Source organism: Lentzea sp. CA-135723, from assembly GCF_050936595.1.
Taxonomy (GTDB): Bacteria; Actinomycetota; Actinomycetes; order Mycobacteriales; family Pseudonocardiaceae; genus Lentzea.
Genome location: NZ_JBNJMK010000001.1, coordinates 5,235,035 through 5,250,512, shown reverse-complemented (window position 1 = coordinate 5,250,512; position 15,478 = coordinate 5,235,035). Strand labels below are relative to the sequence as shown.

General features: G+C 70.5%; 15 protein-coding genes. 10 read left to right on the top strand and 5 right to left on the bottom strand.

Annotated features, from left to right (window positions below; genetic code table 11):
* Window positions 1-23: 23 nt before the first annotated feature.
* Together ACQEU1_RS23935 and ACQEU1_RS23930 are read left to right on the top strand one after the other, a co-directional pair.
* Complete coding sequence (locus tag ACQEU1_RS23935) at window positions 24-2,447, top strand: ATP-binding protein (RefSeq protein ID WP_433205722.1); 2,424 nt, start codon at window positions 24-26, stop codon at window positions 2,445-2,447.
* 50 nt (window positions 2,448-2,497) lie between these two features.
* Complete coding sequence (locus ACQEU1_RS23930; RefSeq protein WP_433205719.1) at window positions 2,498-4,906, top strand: ATP-binding protein; 2,409 nt, start codon at window positions 2,498-2,500, stop codon at window positions 4,904-4,906.
* Here ACQEU1_RS23930 and ACQEU1_RS23925 read toward each other — a convergent pair.
* A complete protein-coding gene (locus ACQEU1_RS23925; RefSeq protein WP_433205716.1) occupies window positions 4,870-5,160 on the bottom strand; it encodes a MoaD/ThiS family protein in 291 nt (96 codons plus the stop codon). The genes ACQEU1_RS23930 and ACQEU1_RS23925 overlap by 37 nt on opposite strands.
* Window positions 5,157-6,215 (bottom strand): GTP 3',8-cyclase MoaA, encoded by a 1,059-nt coding sequence (moaA, locus tag ACQEU1_RS23920; protein WP_433205713.1) that lies wholly within the window; start codon window positions 6,213-6,215, stop codon window positions 5,157-5,159. The genes ACQEU1_RS23925 and moaA overlap by 4 nt, the downstream gene beginning before the upstream one ends.
* Window positions 6,216-6,330: 115 nt before the next feature.
* On the opposite strand from moaA, the gene ACQEU1_RS23915 reads away from it, so the two are divergent.
* Both ACQEU1_RS23915 and ACQEU1_RS23910 read left to right on the top strand, forming a co-directional pair.
* Window positions 6,331-6,777: a MarR family winged helix-turn-helix transcriptional regulator gene (locus ACQEU1_RS23915; protein ID WP_433205710.1), complete on the top strand. Its 447-nt coding sequence runs from the start codon at window positions 6,331-6,333 to the stop codon at window positions 6,775-6,777.
* Window positions 6,778-6,780: 3 nt separating this feature from the next.
* On the top strand, window positions 6,781-7,569 hold the full coding sequence (locus tag ACQEU1_RS23910) for an HAD-IIA family hydrolase (protein WP_433205707.1): 789 nt from the start codon (window positions 6,781-6,783) through the stop codon (window positions 7,567-7,569).
* Here ACQEU1_RS23910 and ACQEU1_RS23905 read toward each other — a convergent pair.
* A complete protein-coding gene (locus ACQEU1_RS23905) occupies window positions 7,566-8,168 on the bottom strand; it encodes a hypothetical protein (protein ID WP_433205704.1) in 603 nt (200 codons plus the stop codon). The genes ACQEU1_RS23910 and ACQEU1_RS23905 overlap by 4 nt on opposite strands.
* Before the next feature lie 118 nt (window positions 8,169-8,286).
* Here ACQEU1_RS23905 and ACQEU1_RS23900 point away from each other — a divergent pair, with 118 nt between their 5' ends.
* The 5 genes from ACQEU1_RS23900 (at window position 8,287) to ACQEU1_RS23880 (ending at window position 12,953) form a co-directional block, all read left to right on the top strand.
* Window positions 8,287-9,405, top strand: coding sequence for a helix-turn-helix domain-containing protein (locus tag ACQEU1_RS23900; RefSeq protein WP_433205701.1), 1,119 nt, complete (start codon window positions 8,287-8,289; stop codon window positions 9,403-9,405).
* Window positions 9,406-9,416: 11 nt separating this feature from the next.
* Window positions 9,417-9,980: an HD domain-containing protein gene (locus ACQEU1_RS23895; RefSeq protein WP_433205698.1), complete on the top strand. Its 564-nt coding sequence runs from the start codon at window positions 9,417-9,419 to the stop codon at window positions 9,978-9,980.
* 70 nt (window positions 9,981-10,050) lie between these two features.
* Window positions 10,051-10,836: a metallophosphoesterase gene (locus ACQEU1_RS23890; protein WP_433211707.1), complete on the top strand. Its 786-nt coding sequence runs from the start codon at window positions 10,051-10,053 to the stop codon at window positions 10,834-10,836.
* Window positions 10,837-10,850: 14 nt separating this feature from the next.
* Window positions 10,851-12,446 (top strand): AMP-binding protein, encoded by a 1,596-nt coding sequence (locus ACQEU1_RS23885; RefSeq protein WP_433205695.1) that lies wholly within the window; start codon window positions 10,851-10,853, stop codon window positions 12,444-12,446.
* A gap of 99 nt (window positions 12,447-12,545) precedes the next feature.
* Window positions 12,546-12,953 carry a VOC family protein gene (locus ACQEU1_RS23880; protein ID WP_433205692.1) on the top strand — a complete coding sequence of 136 codons (408 nt, stop codon included), beginning with the start codon at window positions 12,546-12,548 and terminating at the stop codon, window positions 12,951-12,953.
* On the opposite strand, the gene ACQEU1_RS23875 is transcribed toward ACQEU1_RS23880, so the two are convergent.
* Window positions 12,937-13,311, bottom strand: a complete 375-nt coding sequence (locus ACQEU1_RS23875; RefSeq protein ID WP_433205689.1) for a YccF domain-containing protein — start codon at window positions 13,309-13,311, stop codon at window positions 12,937-12,939. The genes ACQEU1_RS23880 and ACQEU1_RS23875 overlap by 17 nt on opposite strands.
* A 22-nt stretch (window positions 13,312-13,333) precedes the next feature.
* Here ACQEU1_RS23875 and ACQEU1_RS23870 point away from each other — a divergent pair, with 22 nt between their 5' ends.
* Complete coding sequence (locus ACQEU1_RS23870; RefSeq protein ID WP_433205686.1) at window positions 13,334-14,287, top strand: Gfo/Idh/MocA family protein; 954 nt, start codon at window positions 13,334-13,336, stop codon at window positions 14,285-14,287.
* On the opposite strand, the gene ACQEU1_RS23865 is transcribed toward ACQEU1_RS23870, so the two are convergent.
* Window positions 14,266-15,471 (bottom strand): Nramp family divalent metal transporter, encoded by a 1,206-nt coding sequence (locus ACQEU1_RS23865; protein ID WP_433205683.1) that lies wholly within the window; start codon window positions 15,469-15,471, stop codon window positions 14,266-14,268. The two genes, ACQEU1_RS23870 and ACQEU1_RS23865, sit on opposite strands and share 22 nt — an antisense overlap.
* Window positions 15,472-15,478 lie beyond the last annotated feature (7 nt).

Sequence of the window (15,478 nt, the reverse complement as noted above, 5' to 3'; positions counted from 1 at the left end):
CGCGGGTCCATACGATCGGTGTCGTGACGAGGATCGACGCCCTGCGCGCCGCGCTGGCCGCCCGGCCTGGGCTGCCCGTGCCGTTCGACGACCTCGTCGACGCCGTCTGGGGCGCCGGCCCGCCCGCGAACCCGAGAGCCTCGCTGCGCAAGCTCGTCCACCGGCTGCGGGCCACCGACCAGGTCGTCACCGAGCCGTACGGCTACCGGCTCGTGCCGCGCCCGCGCGGGCCCCGTCAGCTGCCCGCGGACCTGCCGGACTTCGTCGGCCGCGCCGCCGAGGTCGACGCCGCCCTGGCCGGCACCGGGCGGGTGCTCGCGATCACCGGTCCGCCCGGCGTCGGCAAGACCTCGCTCGCGGTGCACGTCGCGCACCAGATGGGCGACGGGTTCGCGGACGGTCAGCTGTACGTGAACCTGCGCGCGTTCTCCGAGGGCGACCCGGTCACGGTGGGGCAGGCCCTGGCGCGGTTCCTGCGCGCCCTCGGCGCCGACCAGGTGCCGGCCGGCCTCGACGCGCAGGTCGCGCTGTACCGGCAGCTGACCGAGGACCGGGCGGTGCTCGTCGTGCTCGACAACGCGGGCCGCGACCAGATCGGACCGCTGGTGCCGAACGGCAGCGGGTCACGGCTGATCGTCACGAGTCGCACCGACCTGCCGGAGCACGACCAGATCCGCGTCGGCGTGCTCGCGGACGGCGAGGCGCAGGCGTTGCTCGGCAGCATGGGGGTCGCCGGCGACGAGGACGAACGCGCCGAGCTGGTGAGGTTGTGCGCGGGACTGCCGCTCGCCCTGCGCATCGCCGCCGCGCACCTGGCCGACCAGGACATCGCCGGCTACCTCGCCGACCTGCGGGGCGACGGCAGGCTCGACGCGTTGGAGATCGAGGGCGACCAGGCCGTCCGCACCACGTTCGAACTGTCGTACCTCGCGCTGCCGGAACCGGCGCGGCTGTTGTTCCGGCTGCTGGGGCAGGTGCCGGGCGCCGACTTCTCGGTCGAGGGCGCCACCGCCATCCTGGGCGGGGACGCGACCGGACCGCTCGCCCGGCTGGTCGCGGCGAACCTCGTCGAACGGTCCGGCGACCGCTACGCCCTGCACGACCTGCTCGGGGCGTACGCACGACGCCTCGGCGCGCCCGCCACGGCGCGGCTGCAGCAGTACTACCTGCTCAACGCCGACGCGGCGGGCCGCATGATGAACCCGGAGCTGCACCGGCTGGCGTTGCCGGAGCTGCCGGCGGACCTGCCCGTGCACGACGTGAGCGACATGCCGCGCGCACTCGCCTGGCTGAACGCCGAACACGCGAACGTCGTCGCCGCGGCGGTCGCGGCGGGGGACCAGCCGATCGCCTGGCAGTTGGCCGACGCGATGCGCGCGTACTTCCTGCACCACGCCGCGAACGTCGTCGACTGGTACGTCGCCGCCGACGCCGGGCTGAAGGCGGCGCTGCACCTCGGTGACGTCGCCGCCGAGGCGAACATGCGCGGCGCGCTCGGGCTCGCGCACTGGCGGTCGGGCAGGTTCGTCGACGCCCTGCCCGAGTACGAACGCGCCGTCGCACTGGCCCGCCAGGCGGACGACCAGGTGTCGCTGACGGCGTACGTCGGCAACCTGGGCATCATCCACTGGGAGCTGGGCGACCTCGCCGAGGCGGCGGACGCCATGCACCAGTCGCTCGCCATCGCCCGCACGCCGAACACGTTGTTCAACCTGAGCTGCGTGCTCAACGACCTCGGCCCGCTGCGGCTCGCGGTGTCGTACTGCGAGGAGGCGCTGCGGGCGTCCGCGGAGCGGAACCTGACCGCGGGCATCGCCTTCTGCCTGCACGGCCTCGTGATCGCCCACCTCTTCGTCGGCGATCTCGGCGAGGTCGAGAGGTACCTGGACGAGGTGGAACCCCTCACGACACCGGAGCTCGGCCCGACGTTCCAGTCGCGCGTGCTGGACGCCCGCGCGTTCCTGCTGCTCGAACAGGGAAGGCTCGCCGAGGCCGAAACCGTTGCTAGACAGGCGGTCGAGGTCGCCACCCGCACCGCGAAGGACATGGCGGAGTGGGACGCCCGCTGCACCCTGGGCGAGGCGCTGCGCCGCCTCGGACGACCGGAGGAAGCCGCGGCCCAGCACGAGCACGCGCTCACGGGGAGCCGGACCGCGGCGTTCGCGCGAGGCGAGGTGCAGGCGCTCACCGGGCTGGCGGCCGACCACCGCGCGCTGGGGAACCTGGCGGAGGCGTCGGCGTGCGCGACCGAGGCGGCCAAGACGGCGGAACGCGGCCAGCTGCGCGTCCGGCAGGTGCAGGTCGAGGCGGAACTCGCGGAGATCCACCTGGCCGCGGGTGATGCTGCGGAGGCGGAACGGCACCGGCTGCTGGCGCTGGACCTCGCGCGGGAGACCGGACGCGTCGCGTGGGCGCAGAGGCTGGCCCGGCAGCGCGCGGAGGGCTGACGCCGCCTCGGTCGGGCACGGGCCGACGCCGGTTGCGCGATCATGGGCGGATGGCGAAGGAGACCCGGCTCGAGGCGTTGCACCGCGCGTTGACCGAGCGGGCCGGCCAGCCCGTCCTGTTCGGCGACCTGGTTCTCGCGGTCTGGGGCGCCGCGCCGCCCACGAGTCCGTTGCCCGCACTGCGCACCCTCGTGCGCAGGCTCCGGCAGTCGGTCTCCGACGAGATCGTCACCGACGCCTCCGGCTACCGGCTCGTCGTGCGCAAGCCGGGCCCCTCCCAGCTCCCCGCCGACCTCCCGGACTTCGTAGGCCGCGAGGCCGAGCTCGCCGCACTGTCCACGTCGGACGAACGGGTGCTCGCGATCACCGGCCCGCCCGGCGTCGGCAAGACGGCGCTCGCGGTCCGCCTGGCGCACCGGATCCGCGACCGCTTCCCCGACGGCCAGCTGCACGTCGACCTGCGCGGGTTCGCGACGGGACCGGCCGTCACCGTCGGCCAGGCGCTGGGCCGGTTCCTGCGCGCGCTCGGCGTGCCGCCCGCGGAGGTCCCCCTCGACGTCGACGAGCAGACGGCGCTCTACCGGTCGAGGCTGCGGGGCCGGAAGGTGCTGGTGCTGCTGGACAACGCCACCGAACTGACCCGGCTCGTCCCGGACGTCGAGGGCTGCGCGGCCATCGTGACCAGCCGCAACGAGCTGCTCGGCCAGACGCGGCTCGACGTGCTGGCCGACGACGAGGCAGGCGCGCTGCTCGACCGCATGAAGATCGACGGCGACCCGGAGGACCGCGCCGAACTGGTCAGGCTCTGCGCGAACCTGCCGCTCGCGTTGCGCATCGCGGGCGCGCACCTCGCCGACCGCGACCTGCCCGACTACCTCGCGGACCTGCGCGGCGAAGGCAGGCTGGACGCGCTGGAGATCGAGGGCGACGCGGCGGTGCGCGCCGCGTTCGCGTTGTCCTGCAAGGAGTTGCCGGACGACGTCCGCCGGCTGTTCGGGTTGCTGAGCGTGCACCCCGGTGCCGACTTCGACCTGGAGGACGCCACCGCGCTCGGCGATCTGTCCACTGAGGACGCTGAGCGCCGGCTCGGCGTGCTGGTGCGTGCCGGGCTCGTGCAGCGGCCGGGCGCGCAGTTCGCCCTGCACGACCTCATCCGGCTCTTCGCGGCGGAAGGCGTGGGGCAGGAGGGACCTGCGGCGTTGCGGCGGCTGCTGGCGTTCTACCTGGCGACCGCGAACAACGCCGCCGACGTCCTCAGCCCCGCCGGCTCCAGGGTGGAGCCGCTGCCGCTCGACGTGTCCGGCCGCGGCTTCACGACCCCGGACGACGCGAGGGCGTGGGCCGACGCGAAGCGCGCGACACTCGTCGCGGCGGTGCAGATCGCGCCGCATCCGTTCGCGCACCGGATCACGGACGCCCTGCGCGGCTACCTCGTCTACGCCGCGCACTGGCCGGAGCTGGCCGCGGCGCTGACGTCAGGACTCGCGTCGGCCCGCGCGGCGGCGGACGCGGACGGTGAACTGGCCATGCACAACGGTCTCGGCCACCTCCAATGGTTGCAGGGCAGGTACCCGCAGGCGCTGGAGTCGTACGGCACGGCGCTGGACCTGGCCGGCACGGATGTCCAGCGGGCCATGCTGCACAACAACATCGGGCTGGTGAAGCGCGAGCTCGGCGACTTCGACGAGGCGCTGGAGCACCTGGAGCAGGCGAGACGGATGTCGAGCGATCATCCGCACGTGCTGGCGAACGCGCTGACCACCCTCGGCACGATCCACGGAGCCCGTGGCGAACTGCGCAAGGCCGTGTTCTACCTCAAGGAAGCCCTGGCGAGGCATGAGGAGCTCGGATCCGCGGTCAGGGCGGCCCTCAGCCACGAGAACATCGGCGTCGCCCTCACCGAGCTGGGGGAGTACGACGAGGCCCGCGTGCACCTGGAGAAAGCCCTGGCCGGTGTCGAGGCGGCCGGTGTGGGGCCGGGCCGGCGGGCGAACCTGCTGGTCAACCTGGCCACCGCGGCAGCGCTGACGGGTGAGGAGGAACGGGCGCGTGCGCTCGCGGCGGAGAGCCTGGAGGTCGCGCTGCGCAACGGCGAGACCAGGGTCGAGGTCGAGGCGCTGATCAGGCTGCGGGAGTTCGAGAACGCGGTGGAGCTGGCCGAACGGATCAACTACCCGGTCGGCAGGCACCGGGCCCAGCTGGAGCTCGCCCGGCACGACCGCGCGCTCGCCGAGCAGGTGCTGGTCGACGTCCGGGCACGCGGTGACCTGCTGCTGGAGGCCGAGGCGGTGCTCACGCTCGCGGTGGCGAGCGGTGATCGTGCCCTGGCCCAGGAGGCGCTCGACCTGGCGAAGGCGCGCGAACAGGGCGGGGTGGTGCGGCGGGCCGAAGCGGTTCTCGCCGACCTGGCCGGTCCTGCCGCTCAGCCGCCCGCGAACGGCGGCAGCACGTCCAGCTGAGACCCGGCGGGCACGCGCACGGACGTGTCGCGCACCGCCACGCCGTCCAGCAGGAAGCTGGAGGCGGCGAGGACCTTGCCGAGCTTGTCGCCGTGGCGTTCCCGGATGGCGCTCACGACGAGCGCCACGGTGGGTTCGGCGGCGGTGAGCAGCAGGTCCTCGTCGGCCACCCCGGCAGCGGCGCGCGCACCCGCGAAGTAGCGGATGTTCACGGCGGTGCCCGCCTGCGTGCCGGCTGGGGTGCTCACTGTCATCCTCCGATGGAGCTCATGGGGCGGTCGGGCTGTTCGAAGCCCGCCTCGTTGATGCCGTGACCGGCCTTCTTGGCCCACATCGTCGCGCGCCAGGCGTCGGCGATCGCGGCGTCGGGAGAGCCGTCGCGCAGCAACGCGCGCAGGTCGGTCTCGCCGTGGCTGAACAGGCAGTTGCGGATCTGGCCGTCCGAGGTGAGCCGGGTGCGGTCGCAGGCGGCGCAGAACGGCCTGGTCACCGACGCGATCACGCCGACGACCGAGGGACCGCCGTCGACCAGCCAGCGTTCGGCGGGCGCACCGCCGCGCGGGGTCTCCGACGGGGTCAGCGTGAACGCGGTCGAGAGCATCGCGAGGATGTCGTCGGCCGTGACCATGTCGGTGCGCGTCCAGCCGTGCTGCGCGTCCAGTGGCATCTGCTCGATGAACCGCAGCTGGTAGCCGTTCTCGACGCAGAACCGCAGCAGCTGGACGGCCTCGTCGTCGTTCATGCCGCGCATCAGCACGGAGTTGACCTTCACCGGCTCCAGCCCCGCCTCACGGGCGGCGTCGAGGCCGTCGAGCACGTCCGTGATGCGGTCGCGCCTGGTCAGCGTGGCGAACCGGTCGGGGTCGAGGGTGTCGAGCGAGACGTTGATCCGGTTCAGCCCGGCGTCCTTGAGCGACTGCGCCCTGAGCTTGAGCCCGATCCCGTTCGACGTCATCGACATGCGCGGCCGGGGCTCCAGCTCGGCCGTCGCGGCGATGACGTGCTCCAGCCCGCGCCGCAGCAACGGCTCGCCGCCGGTGAACCTGATGTCCGTGACGCCCAGGTCGACCACGGCGATGCGCATGAGCCTGATCAGCTCGGCGTCGGTGAGGAGCTCGTCCTTCTTGAGCCAGTCGAGGCCCTCGGCCGGCATGCAGTAGGTGCACCGCAGGTTGCAGCGGTCGGTGAGGGAGACCCGCAGGTCCTTCGCCACCCGTCCGAAGCTGTCGAGCAGCAGCGGCGTGTCCGGGCGTGCGGACGCGTCAGGCGTGCCGCGCACGACCGGTAGACCCAACTCCACTGCTGTCACCTTGTTCAGCTTAATGAACAACCCCTTGTAGGTGACTCCACAAACGAGGTTTCTCACGTTCCGCCCGTTTGGAGCACTCTGACAAGTAATTGTCTTAGTCGCTAAGATGTTCGACATGGAACCTGAGGCCCTGGAGAGGTTCACCTTGTACATGAGGGAGCAGAGCGCGCTCACCGTCATGTTCCACGCGCGGGTGGCCGAGAAGATGGGCCTGTCCGCGACCGACGAGAAGTGCCTCGATCTCGCCATGCGGGCGGACGGCCCCGTCACGGCAGGCCGGATCGCCGAACTCTCCGGCCTCTCCACCGGAGCCGTCACGGGCGTCATCGACCGCCTCGAACGTGCCGGATACGTCCGCCGTGTCCGAGACCCCCACGACCGCCGCAAGGTGCTCGTCGAGGTCACGCCAGGGGACCTGGCGAAGTTCGACTCGATCTTCGAGGTGGCCCGCCAGAGCATGATCGAGGTCCTGGACCAGTTCTCCGCCCCCGAGCTCGAAGTGATCGAGCGTTATCTGCAGCTCCAGATCGAGACGTTTCGCAGGCGCGTCATCGATACTTAGGCCATGTGGCACTACTTGATGGACATGGACGGCGTCCTCGTGCACGAGGAGCACCTGATCCCCGGAGCGGACGAGTTCGTCGCGGAACTGCGGGCCTCCGAGACCCCGTTCCTCGTGCTCACGAACAACTCCATCTACACGCCACGGGACCTGCGCGCACGCCTGCAGCGCACGGGCCTCGACATCCCGGAGAAGTCCATCTGGACCTCCGCCCTCGCCACCGCCAAGTTCCTCGACTCGCAACGCCCCAACGGCAGCGCGTTCGTCATCGGCGAGGCCGGCCTCACCACCGCGCTGCACGAGATCGGCTACGTCCTGACCGACCGCGACCCGGACTACGTCGTGCTCGGCGAGACCCGCACCTACAGCTTCACCGCCATCACCAAGGCCATCCGCCTGGTGGAGGAGGGCGCGAAGTTCATCGCCACCAACCCGGACGCCACCGGTCCCTCGCGTGAGGGCTCTCTGCCCGCGACCGGGGCCGTCGCCGCGCTGATCGAGCGCGCCACCGGCCGTGAGCCGTACTACGTCGGCAAGCCGAACCCGTTGATGATGCGGTCCGCGCTGCGGGCGTTGGGGTCGCACTCCGAGCAGGCGCTGATGATCGGTGACCGGATGGACACCGACGTGCGGTCCGGGCTGGAGGCGGGGCTGTCGACGATCCTCGTGCTGTCCGGGGTGTTCAGCGCCGAGACCGCCGAGATGTACCCGTACCGGCCGACGCGCGTGCTGAAGTCAATCGCGGAGCTGGTCGGTCACTCCGCCGACCCGTTCGGCGACTGGTCCGCCTAGGGCCTTCGGGGTGAGGAGGTGGGCGCGCAGAGCAGCGCGTCCGCGTGGGTTCTGGCGTCCGGGTTCAGGCGGAAGACGAACTCCGGGCGTCCGTGCCGGCTCTCGTCGGTGAGATCTCTGAGCAGGTAGCCCGCCTCGAACAGCTCGATCAACGGGGTGCGGATGCTCGTGCGTTCGCTCCAGACCCTGTTCAGCAGCTCCTTGAGGGTGAAGGCCTGCCCTGGGCTCTCGTACATGGCCCTCAGGACCTGCTGGTACGCCCTTCGAGGCGGCAGCGGAGTCAGTGGGCGCGTTTCTTGGTCCCGCTGGCTCAGGAACGCCCGGACCACGTGGTGCGCTCCGGGTGAGAGCTTCCAGCGCACCACGTCGCCGGTTTCGTACTGGCCCGCGTGCTGGGCCGCGCCGATGCGAACGAGCGTGGTCAACGCGCCTCGGACGGACGCGTCTGTCCGATGTGGACCGCCTCGGGCGGCTTCCGAGGTGGTCAGCCATCCCGGGTGGCCTTCGAGGAGTCTGGCCAGGACGTGGCGTTTCAGCGCGAGTCCCTGCGGCGCCAGCGCGTCGAGGCGGACGCGAAGGGGATCGTCCTGTTCGGTCACCGCTCCAACTTTCCGTAGTCGTTACGACACGTGACGCTACGATCGTTTGGGGTAGTGCAGAACTGACCAGCAGTGCGAGTGCGGGTTCCGTGCTGGCACCGCTGATGCGGGAGGGCTGATGACGCGGACGTCGGCAACGCGGACCGGTGGTCGGGGTTCGCACTCGACAGGTGTCGTCTCGGGTTTCGTCCTCAAGCTCGCGCGGCAGTCGGCGGGGCTGACCCAGGAACATCTCGCACACGCCCTTCCCGTCGACGTGACGACCGTGCAGGGGTGGGAGTCGGGACGGCGACCGCTCGCCGCGATGAACGCGGGTGACTTCCTCCGCCTGGCTTCCCGGTTGACCTGGCTGGGTGCGCCCTCGTCGACGCGTCGCCACCTCACCGAGGCGATGGAAGCTGATCAGGTGTTGTCGGCCGGAGTCAGTGCAGGCGACAAGATCACCGCCGCCGGCCGTCATCCTCTGTCCGCCGGTGTTCATCGGAGGACGATCACGAACCTGATCACCTGGCCGATCACGGGTGCTCTGCCGCACCAGTTGCGGGAGTTCACGCCGAAGGTGCCTCGCCGAGGGCCGGTCGCCGCCGGCCCGGTCCTCCCCGCCGAGCAGCGCGTGCGGTTCTTCGACCACCTGATCGCGATCGCTGAGCGCAGCACGCGTTCCGAGGAAGCCTTGCTGCGACGGCAAGCGGTCTACCTGCTCGGGTTCGACCAGCGGCCGGAAGTCGTGAACTGGTTGCGTGACGAGTGGCGGCGAGCTGGAGGCCGGAGGGTTCGGGGCGAAAGCATCACGGGTCTGCTCGAAGCGAGGTCCGCGTCGGTCGCCCTCGCATCCGCGGGAGAACCTGCTCAGCTGCACGACTTCGTGGAGCAGACTGCCGACTCGCGTGCCGAGGTCGCGAACCTGAACTACTGGGCGTACTGGATCGGCGACCTCAGCGACGAGCAGACGAACGACGCCTTCATGCTGAGCGACGACACCCAGTCGTGGACCGGTCGTCGGCTGCTGGACCACCTGCTGGATCGGCTTGATCCGGAGTCACCGCACCTGCCGTTGAACCTCCACACGTTGCACGCTCTCGTCGCCTCGCGTCCGGCGCTGCTCAAGGCGCGGCCGGATGCCCGCAAACCGTTCGGCGAGGTGCTGGACCGGCTTGCGTCGAGTGGCAACCTGACCGGCGCGGGACGTGATCAGGTCGCCGGACTTCGGTACGCGTTGCGCATCGCCGACCACTGAGAGGGACAGACGTGTCAGACCAGGCAGCAGCCGCACTCGCCGCCTTCGGTTACGAGCTGGGCATCCTCAAGCGCATCCGCCGCGCCGGCTGGTGGCACGCGGGCGTGCGCGACCCGGAGTCCGTCGCCGAGCACACCATGCGGGTCGCGCAGCTGGCCGCCCTCCTCGCCGCCGAGGAGGGCGCGGACCCGGCGCGTGCGTCGTTCCTCGCGTTGTGGCACGACACCCAGGAGACGCGGACCGGTGATCTGCCGCACACGATCAGCGGGTACCTGGGCAAGCCCGATCCTCGTCAGATCACCGCCGACCAGACCGCGCGCCTGCCCGACGCCTCGCGCGACGTGGTGCGGGCGGCCGTCAACGAGTACGAGGGCCAGGAGTCCGCGGAGGCCCGGTGTGCGAAGGACGCGGACAAGCTGGAGATGCTCCTGCAGGCCGTCGAGTACCGGGACACGGGCGTCAACAGAGTCGACGGATGGATCGATTCGGCGCTCAAAGGCGTCCGGACCGAGACCGCGCGCAAGATCGCCGAAGCAGCACTGACGGTGTCTCCGCTCGCCTGGCGGGACCGCTGATTCGGGCGGCCCACTGACGCGCGAGGGTTCATCACCTATCGTCGCGGAGGTGGACACGGATCGACGCCCGATGCACGTCGTGGGTGACGTGCACGGGCACCTCTCGGAACTGATCAGAGCCCTGCACGTCGCCGAGCTGTGCGACGAGGAGGGGCACTGGATCGGGGGCGAGGCCGAGCTGTGGTTCCTCGGCGACTTCGTGGACCGCGGGCCCGACGGCGTCGGTGTGATCGATCTGGTCATGCGGCTCGGCGACGAGGCGGCCGAGGTCGGGGGCACGGTCAGCTCGTTGATCGGCAACCACGAGGTGCTGTTGCTCGGCATGTACCGGTTCGGGGACGAGCAGGTGCCGGACAGCCTCGGGCCGCGGTCGTTCGCGCGCAGCTGGCTGCTCAACGGCGGGCTGCGCAGCGACCAGGACCGGCTGACCGACGTTCACGTCGAGTGGTTGACGAGCAGGCCTGTGCTGAAGCTGCGCGACGACCACCTGCTGATGCACTCCGACACCGTGGCCTACCTCGAATGGGGGGCCTCGATCGAAGAGGTCAACGAGTCCGTCCGGCAGGTGCTGAAGGGCGACGACCTCGTCGACTGGTGGGAGTGCTGGCGCAAGATGACGACCCGGTACGCGTTCCGGGGGCCGCAGGGGCCCGAGATCGCGGATGAGCTGCTCGCGACGCTTGGTGGCAGCCGCATCGTGCACGGGCACAGCGTCATCGCGGACCAGCTCGGGGTGACGCCGGACCAGATCGACGGGCCCCTCGTCTACGCGGACGACAAGGTGCTGGCGATCGACGCCGGGCTCTACAGCGGTGGTCCGTGCCTCGTCGTGCCCTTGCCATACGCCGAAGCCTGACTACCGTCTGAGGGATGACCGCCAGCTACTCCTCGGGCACGTCCGCCGCCCCGCTGCTGGGCGACACGATCCACGCGAACCTCGCGGCCACGGTCGCGCGCTTCGGTGATCGTGAGGCACTTGTCGACAAGGCCACTGATCGACGGTGGACGTACGCGGAACTGAGCGGCGAGGTCGACAAGGCCGCGGCCGGGCTGCACTCGCTCGGGGTGCGCAAGGGCGACCGGGTCGGGATCTGGGCGCCGAACTGCGCCGAGTGGGTCTTCGTGCAGTACGCGACGGCCCGGATCGGCGCGATCCTGGTCAACGTCAACCCGGCGTACCGCGTGCACGAGCTGGAGTACGTGCTGAACCAGGCCGGCATCCACACGCTGGTGTCCGCGCGGTCGTTCAAGACGTCGGACTACGCGGGCATGATCGACGAGGTCCGGCCGCGCTGCCCGGAGCTGAAGCACGTCGTCTTCACCGACGACCCCGGCTGGACCGGTGACGAGCTGCCGGACGTCGAGCTGGACCGGGACGACCCGATCAACATCCAGTACACGTCCGGCACCACGGGCTTCCCCAAGGGCGCGACGCTCTCACACCACAACATCCTCAACAACGGGTACTTCGTCGGCGAGCTGGTCGACTACACCGAGGACGACCGCATCTGCGTGGTGCCGCCGTTCTACCACTGCTTCGGCATGGTGATGGGCAACCTCGCGGCCACCAGCCACGGCGCGTGCGTGGTGATCCCGGCGCCCGCGTTCGACCCGGCGAAAACCCTTGCGGCGGTTCAGGAAGAGCGCTGCACGTCGCTGTACGGCGTGCCGACGATGTTCATCGCGATGCTCGACCTGGTCGACGGCTACGACCTGAGCAGCCTGCGCACCGGCATCATGGCGGGCTCGCCGTGCCCGGTCGAGGTGATGAAGCAGGTCGTCGACCGGATGGGCATGCGGGAGGTCTCGATCTGCTACGGCATGACCGAAACCTCGCCCGTGTCAACGCAAACGCGCGTGGACGACTCCCTCGACCGTCGCGTCGGGACGGTCGGCAGGGTCGGCCCGCACCTGGAAGTCAAGATCGTCGACCCGGAGAGCGGTCTCACGGTGCCGCGCGGCGTGCCGGGGGAGCTGTGCACGCGCGGCTACTCGGTGATGCTCGGCTACTGGAACGAGCCGGAGAAGACCGCGGAGGCCGTCGACAGCGCCGGCTGGATGCACACCGGCGACCTCGCGGTGATGGACGACGACGACTACGTCAACATCACCGGCCGCATCAAGGACATGGTCATCCGCGGCGGCGAGAACATCTACCCGCGGGAGATCGAGGAGTTCCTCTACACGCACCCGGACGTGCTCGACGCGCAGGTGATCGGCGTGCCGGACGCCCGGTACGGCGAGGAGCTGATGGCGTGGGTGCGGCTGCGCGAGGGCACGACGGAGCTCACCGCCGAGGCCGTGCGCGAGTTCTGCACGGGCAAGCTCGCGCACTACAAGATCCCGCGGTACGTGCACGTCGTGGACGAGTTCCCGATGACGGTCACCGGCAAGATCCGCAAGGTCGAGATGCGGGCGAGGTCGGTGGAACTGCTCGGCCTCGACGACAGCGCGCGGCACGCCTGAGCGTGACCGCCGGGCTACTCGCCGATGAGGCGTAAAGACCCTGGTCGAACGGGGTGTGGCAGGCGCAGCATCAGTGGTCCTCAGGAGAAGGAGGCGAGCATGCTCACCGCCACCAGGACCACGACGATGCTGCCCGTGGAGGACCCGGACCGCGCCGCCCGCTTCTACGCCGACCGGCTCGGCCTGAAGCCCGTCACCACGCAGCCGGACGGCACGCGGATCTTCGCGCTCGGCCAGGGCGACGCGCTCGGCCTGATGCCCGCCGAGAAGGGCGCGCAGACCGGTCACACGGTGCTCAGCTTCGAGGTGCCGGACCTCGAGGGCGAGATCCGCGAGCTCGAAGGCAGGGGCGTCCGCTTCGAGGACTACGACCTGCCGGACTTCAAGACCACGAACCACATCGCGGTCATGGGCGCCGAGCGCGCCGCGTGGTTCCTCGACACCGAGGGCAACATCCTCTGCCTGCACGAGCTCGCGGAAGGCCAGGAGGTCACGGCAGCTCGATGATCTCCTTGCCCAGCGGGACGAGCGAGACCTTCACGAGCTTGAAGTTCGCGATGCCGAGCGGGATGCCGATGATCGTGATGCAGAGGGCGATGCCGGTGACGATGTGGCCGATGGCGAGCCAGAAGCCGGCCACGACGATCCAGATGATGTTGCCCAGCAGCGATCCGGCTCCCGCGCCCGGCTTGTCGACGACCTCGCGCCCGAACGGCCAGAGCGCGTAGTTCGCGATCCGGAACGACGCGATGCCCCACGGGATCGTGATGATCAGGATGCAGCAGATGATGCCGGCGACCGCGTACCCGACGGCCATCCAGAAGCCGGCGAGCACCAGCCAGATCACGTTCAGGATGAGGCGCATACCTCCAATCTAAGCTGATCGCATGACGTGGGGTGTGATCGCAACGGGCGGAATCGCGCATGCCGTGACCGCTGACATGCTCAAGGCGGGTGTCTCGGTCGGCGCCGTGTCGTCGCGGGACATCGCGAAAGCCCGGCAGTTCGCGGAGAAGTTCGGGATTCCGCGCGCGTACGGCAGCTACCAGGAGCTGCTCGCGGACCCCGAGATCAAGATCGTCTACGTCGCCACGCCGCACGGCCAGCACCACGAGGTCGTGCTCGCCGCGCTCGACGCCGGCAAGAACGTGCTGTGCGAGAAGGCCCTCGCGCTGACGGTCGCGCAGGTCGAGGAGATGATCGAACGGGCACGGTCTAAGCAGCTGTTCCTCATGGAGGCCATGTGGACGCGCTTCAACCCGTTGGTCCGCAGGATCGTGGCGGCGGTCCGGAACGGCGAGATCGGTGAGGTGCGGCAGATCCGCGCCGACTTCGGGTTCAGCCACGCGTACGACGCGAACGACCGCCTGTGGGCCAAGGAGGCGGGCGGCGGCTCGATCCTCGACCTCGGCGTCTACCCGATCTCGCTCGCGCACCTGCTCCTGGGCGTCCCCACGGAGATCCACGCGCACGGCAGCCTCGCGCCAGGAGGAGTGGACGCCGACGCGGGCATCCTGCTGGGCTACGAGAACGGCGCGCACGCCTTGCTCGGCTGTTCCCTCACCGCGAGCACGGGCGCCGTCGCCACGATCGTCGGCACCAAGGGCCGCGTCGACCTCCCCGAGTCGTTCTTCAACCCCACCAGGGCGCTCATCAACGGCGTCGAGCACGTGATCGAGGACGGCGGCTACACGCACCAGATCCGGGCGGTCGACGACGGGGTCGCCCAGGGGTCGGTCGAGCACGCCGACATGACGTGGAACGACTCATTGGAGATCATCCGCATCATGGAGACCGCGCTGGGGCAGCTCGGCGTCTCCTACGCGGACGTCACCAGGTAGATCAGCACCACGTTCAACGAGACGACCGCGCCCGTCACGATCCACGCGGCGATCGTGACGGGCCGCCGGTTCGCGTAGTCCGCCATCACGGACCGGCGCGCGGTCAGCCACACCAGCGGCACCAGCGCGAACGGGATGCCGAACGACAGCACGACCTGGGAGAGCACGAGCGCGAACGTCGGGTCGACCCCGACCGCCAGGACCGCCAACGCCGGCACCAGCGTGACCAGACGCCTTGTCGGCAAAGGGATCCGCACGCGCAGCAGGCCGTCCATCACCACCGCGCCCGCGTAGCAGCCGACCGCCGTCGAGGCGAACCCGGACGCCAGCAGACCGAGCGCGAACAGCACCGCGACCCCGCTGCCCAGCGTCACGCCGACGGCCGCGTGCGCTCCTTCGAGCGTGTCGACGTTCTCCTTGCCCTGCAACGAGGACGCGGCGAGCAGCAGCATCGCCAGGTTGACCGCGCCCGCCAGCACCATCGCGACCACGACGTCGACCTTGGTGGCCCTGAGCACCGACGGGTCCCGGCCGTGCCGGTCGCGCGCGAGGGCCGAGTGCAGGTAGACGGCGTGCGGCATCACCGTCGCGCCGAGCATGCCCGCCGCGAGCAGCACGCTGTCCGCCCCGTCGAACCGCGGCACCAGCCCGGCGGCGGCCCCGGAGACCGACGGCGAGGACACGAAAAGCCCCGCCACGAACCCGGCCGCGATCACCACGAGCATGGTCGTGATCACCCGCTCGAACGGCCGCTGCCCGCGCTTGTCCTGCACCAGCAGCAAAAGCGTCGACACGACACCGGTGATCACGCCGCCGAGCAGCAACGGCAGGTCGAACAGCAGGTGCAGCGCGATCGCCCCGCCGAGCACCTCGGCGAGGTCGGTGGCCATCGCGACGACCTCGGCCTGCCCCCAGTAGGCGAGCCGCAGAGGCCGCGGCAGGTGGTCGCGCACCGCCTCCGGCAACGACTTCCCGGTCACCAGGCCGAGCTTGGCCGACAGGTACTGCACGAGACCCGCCATGACGTTCGCGACGACGAGCACCCACACCAGCAGGTACCCGTACGTCGCGCCCGCCGCGGTGTTGGTGGCCACGTTGCCGGGGTCGACGTACGCGATCGCGGCGACGAACGCCGGACCGAGCAACGCCGCCCCCGCGCGCAACCGCGCCGGCACAGCGACCACCAGGACA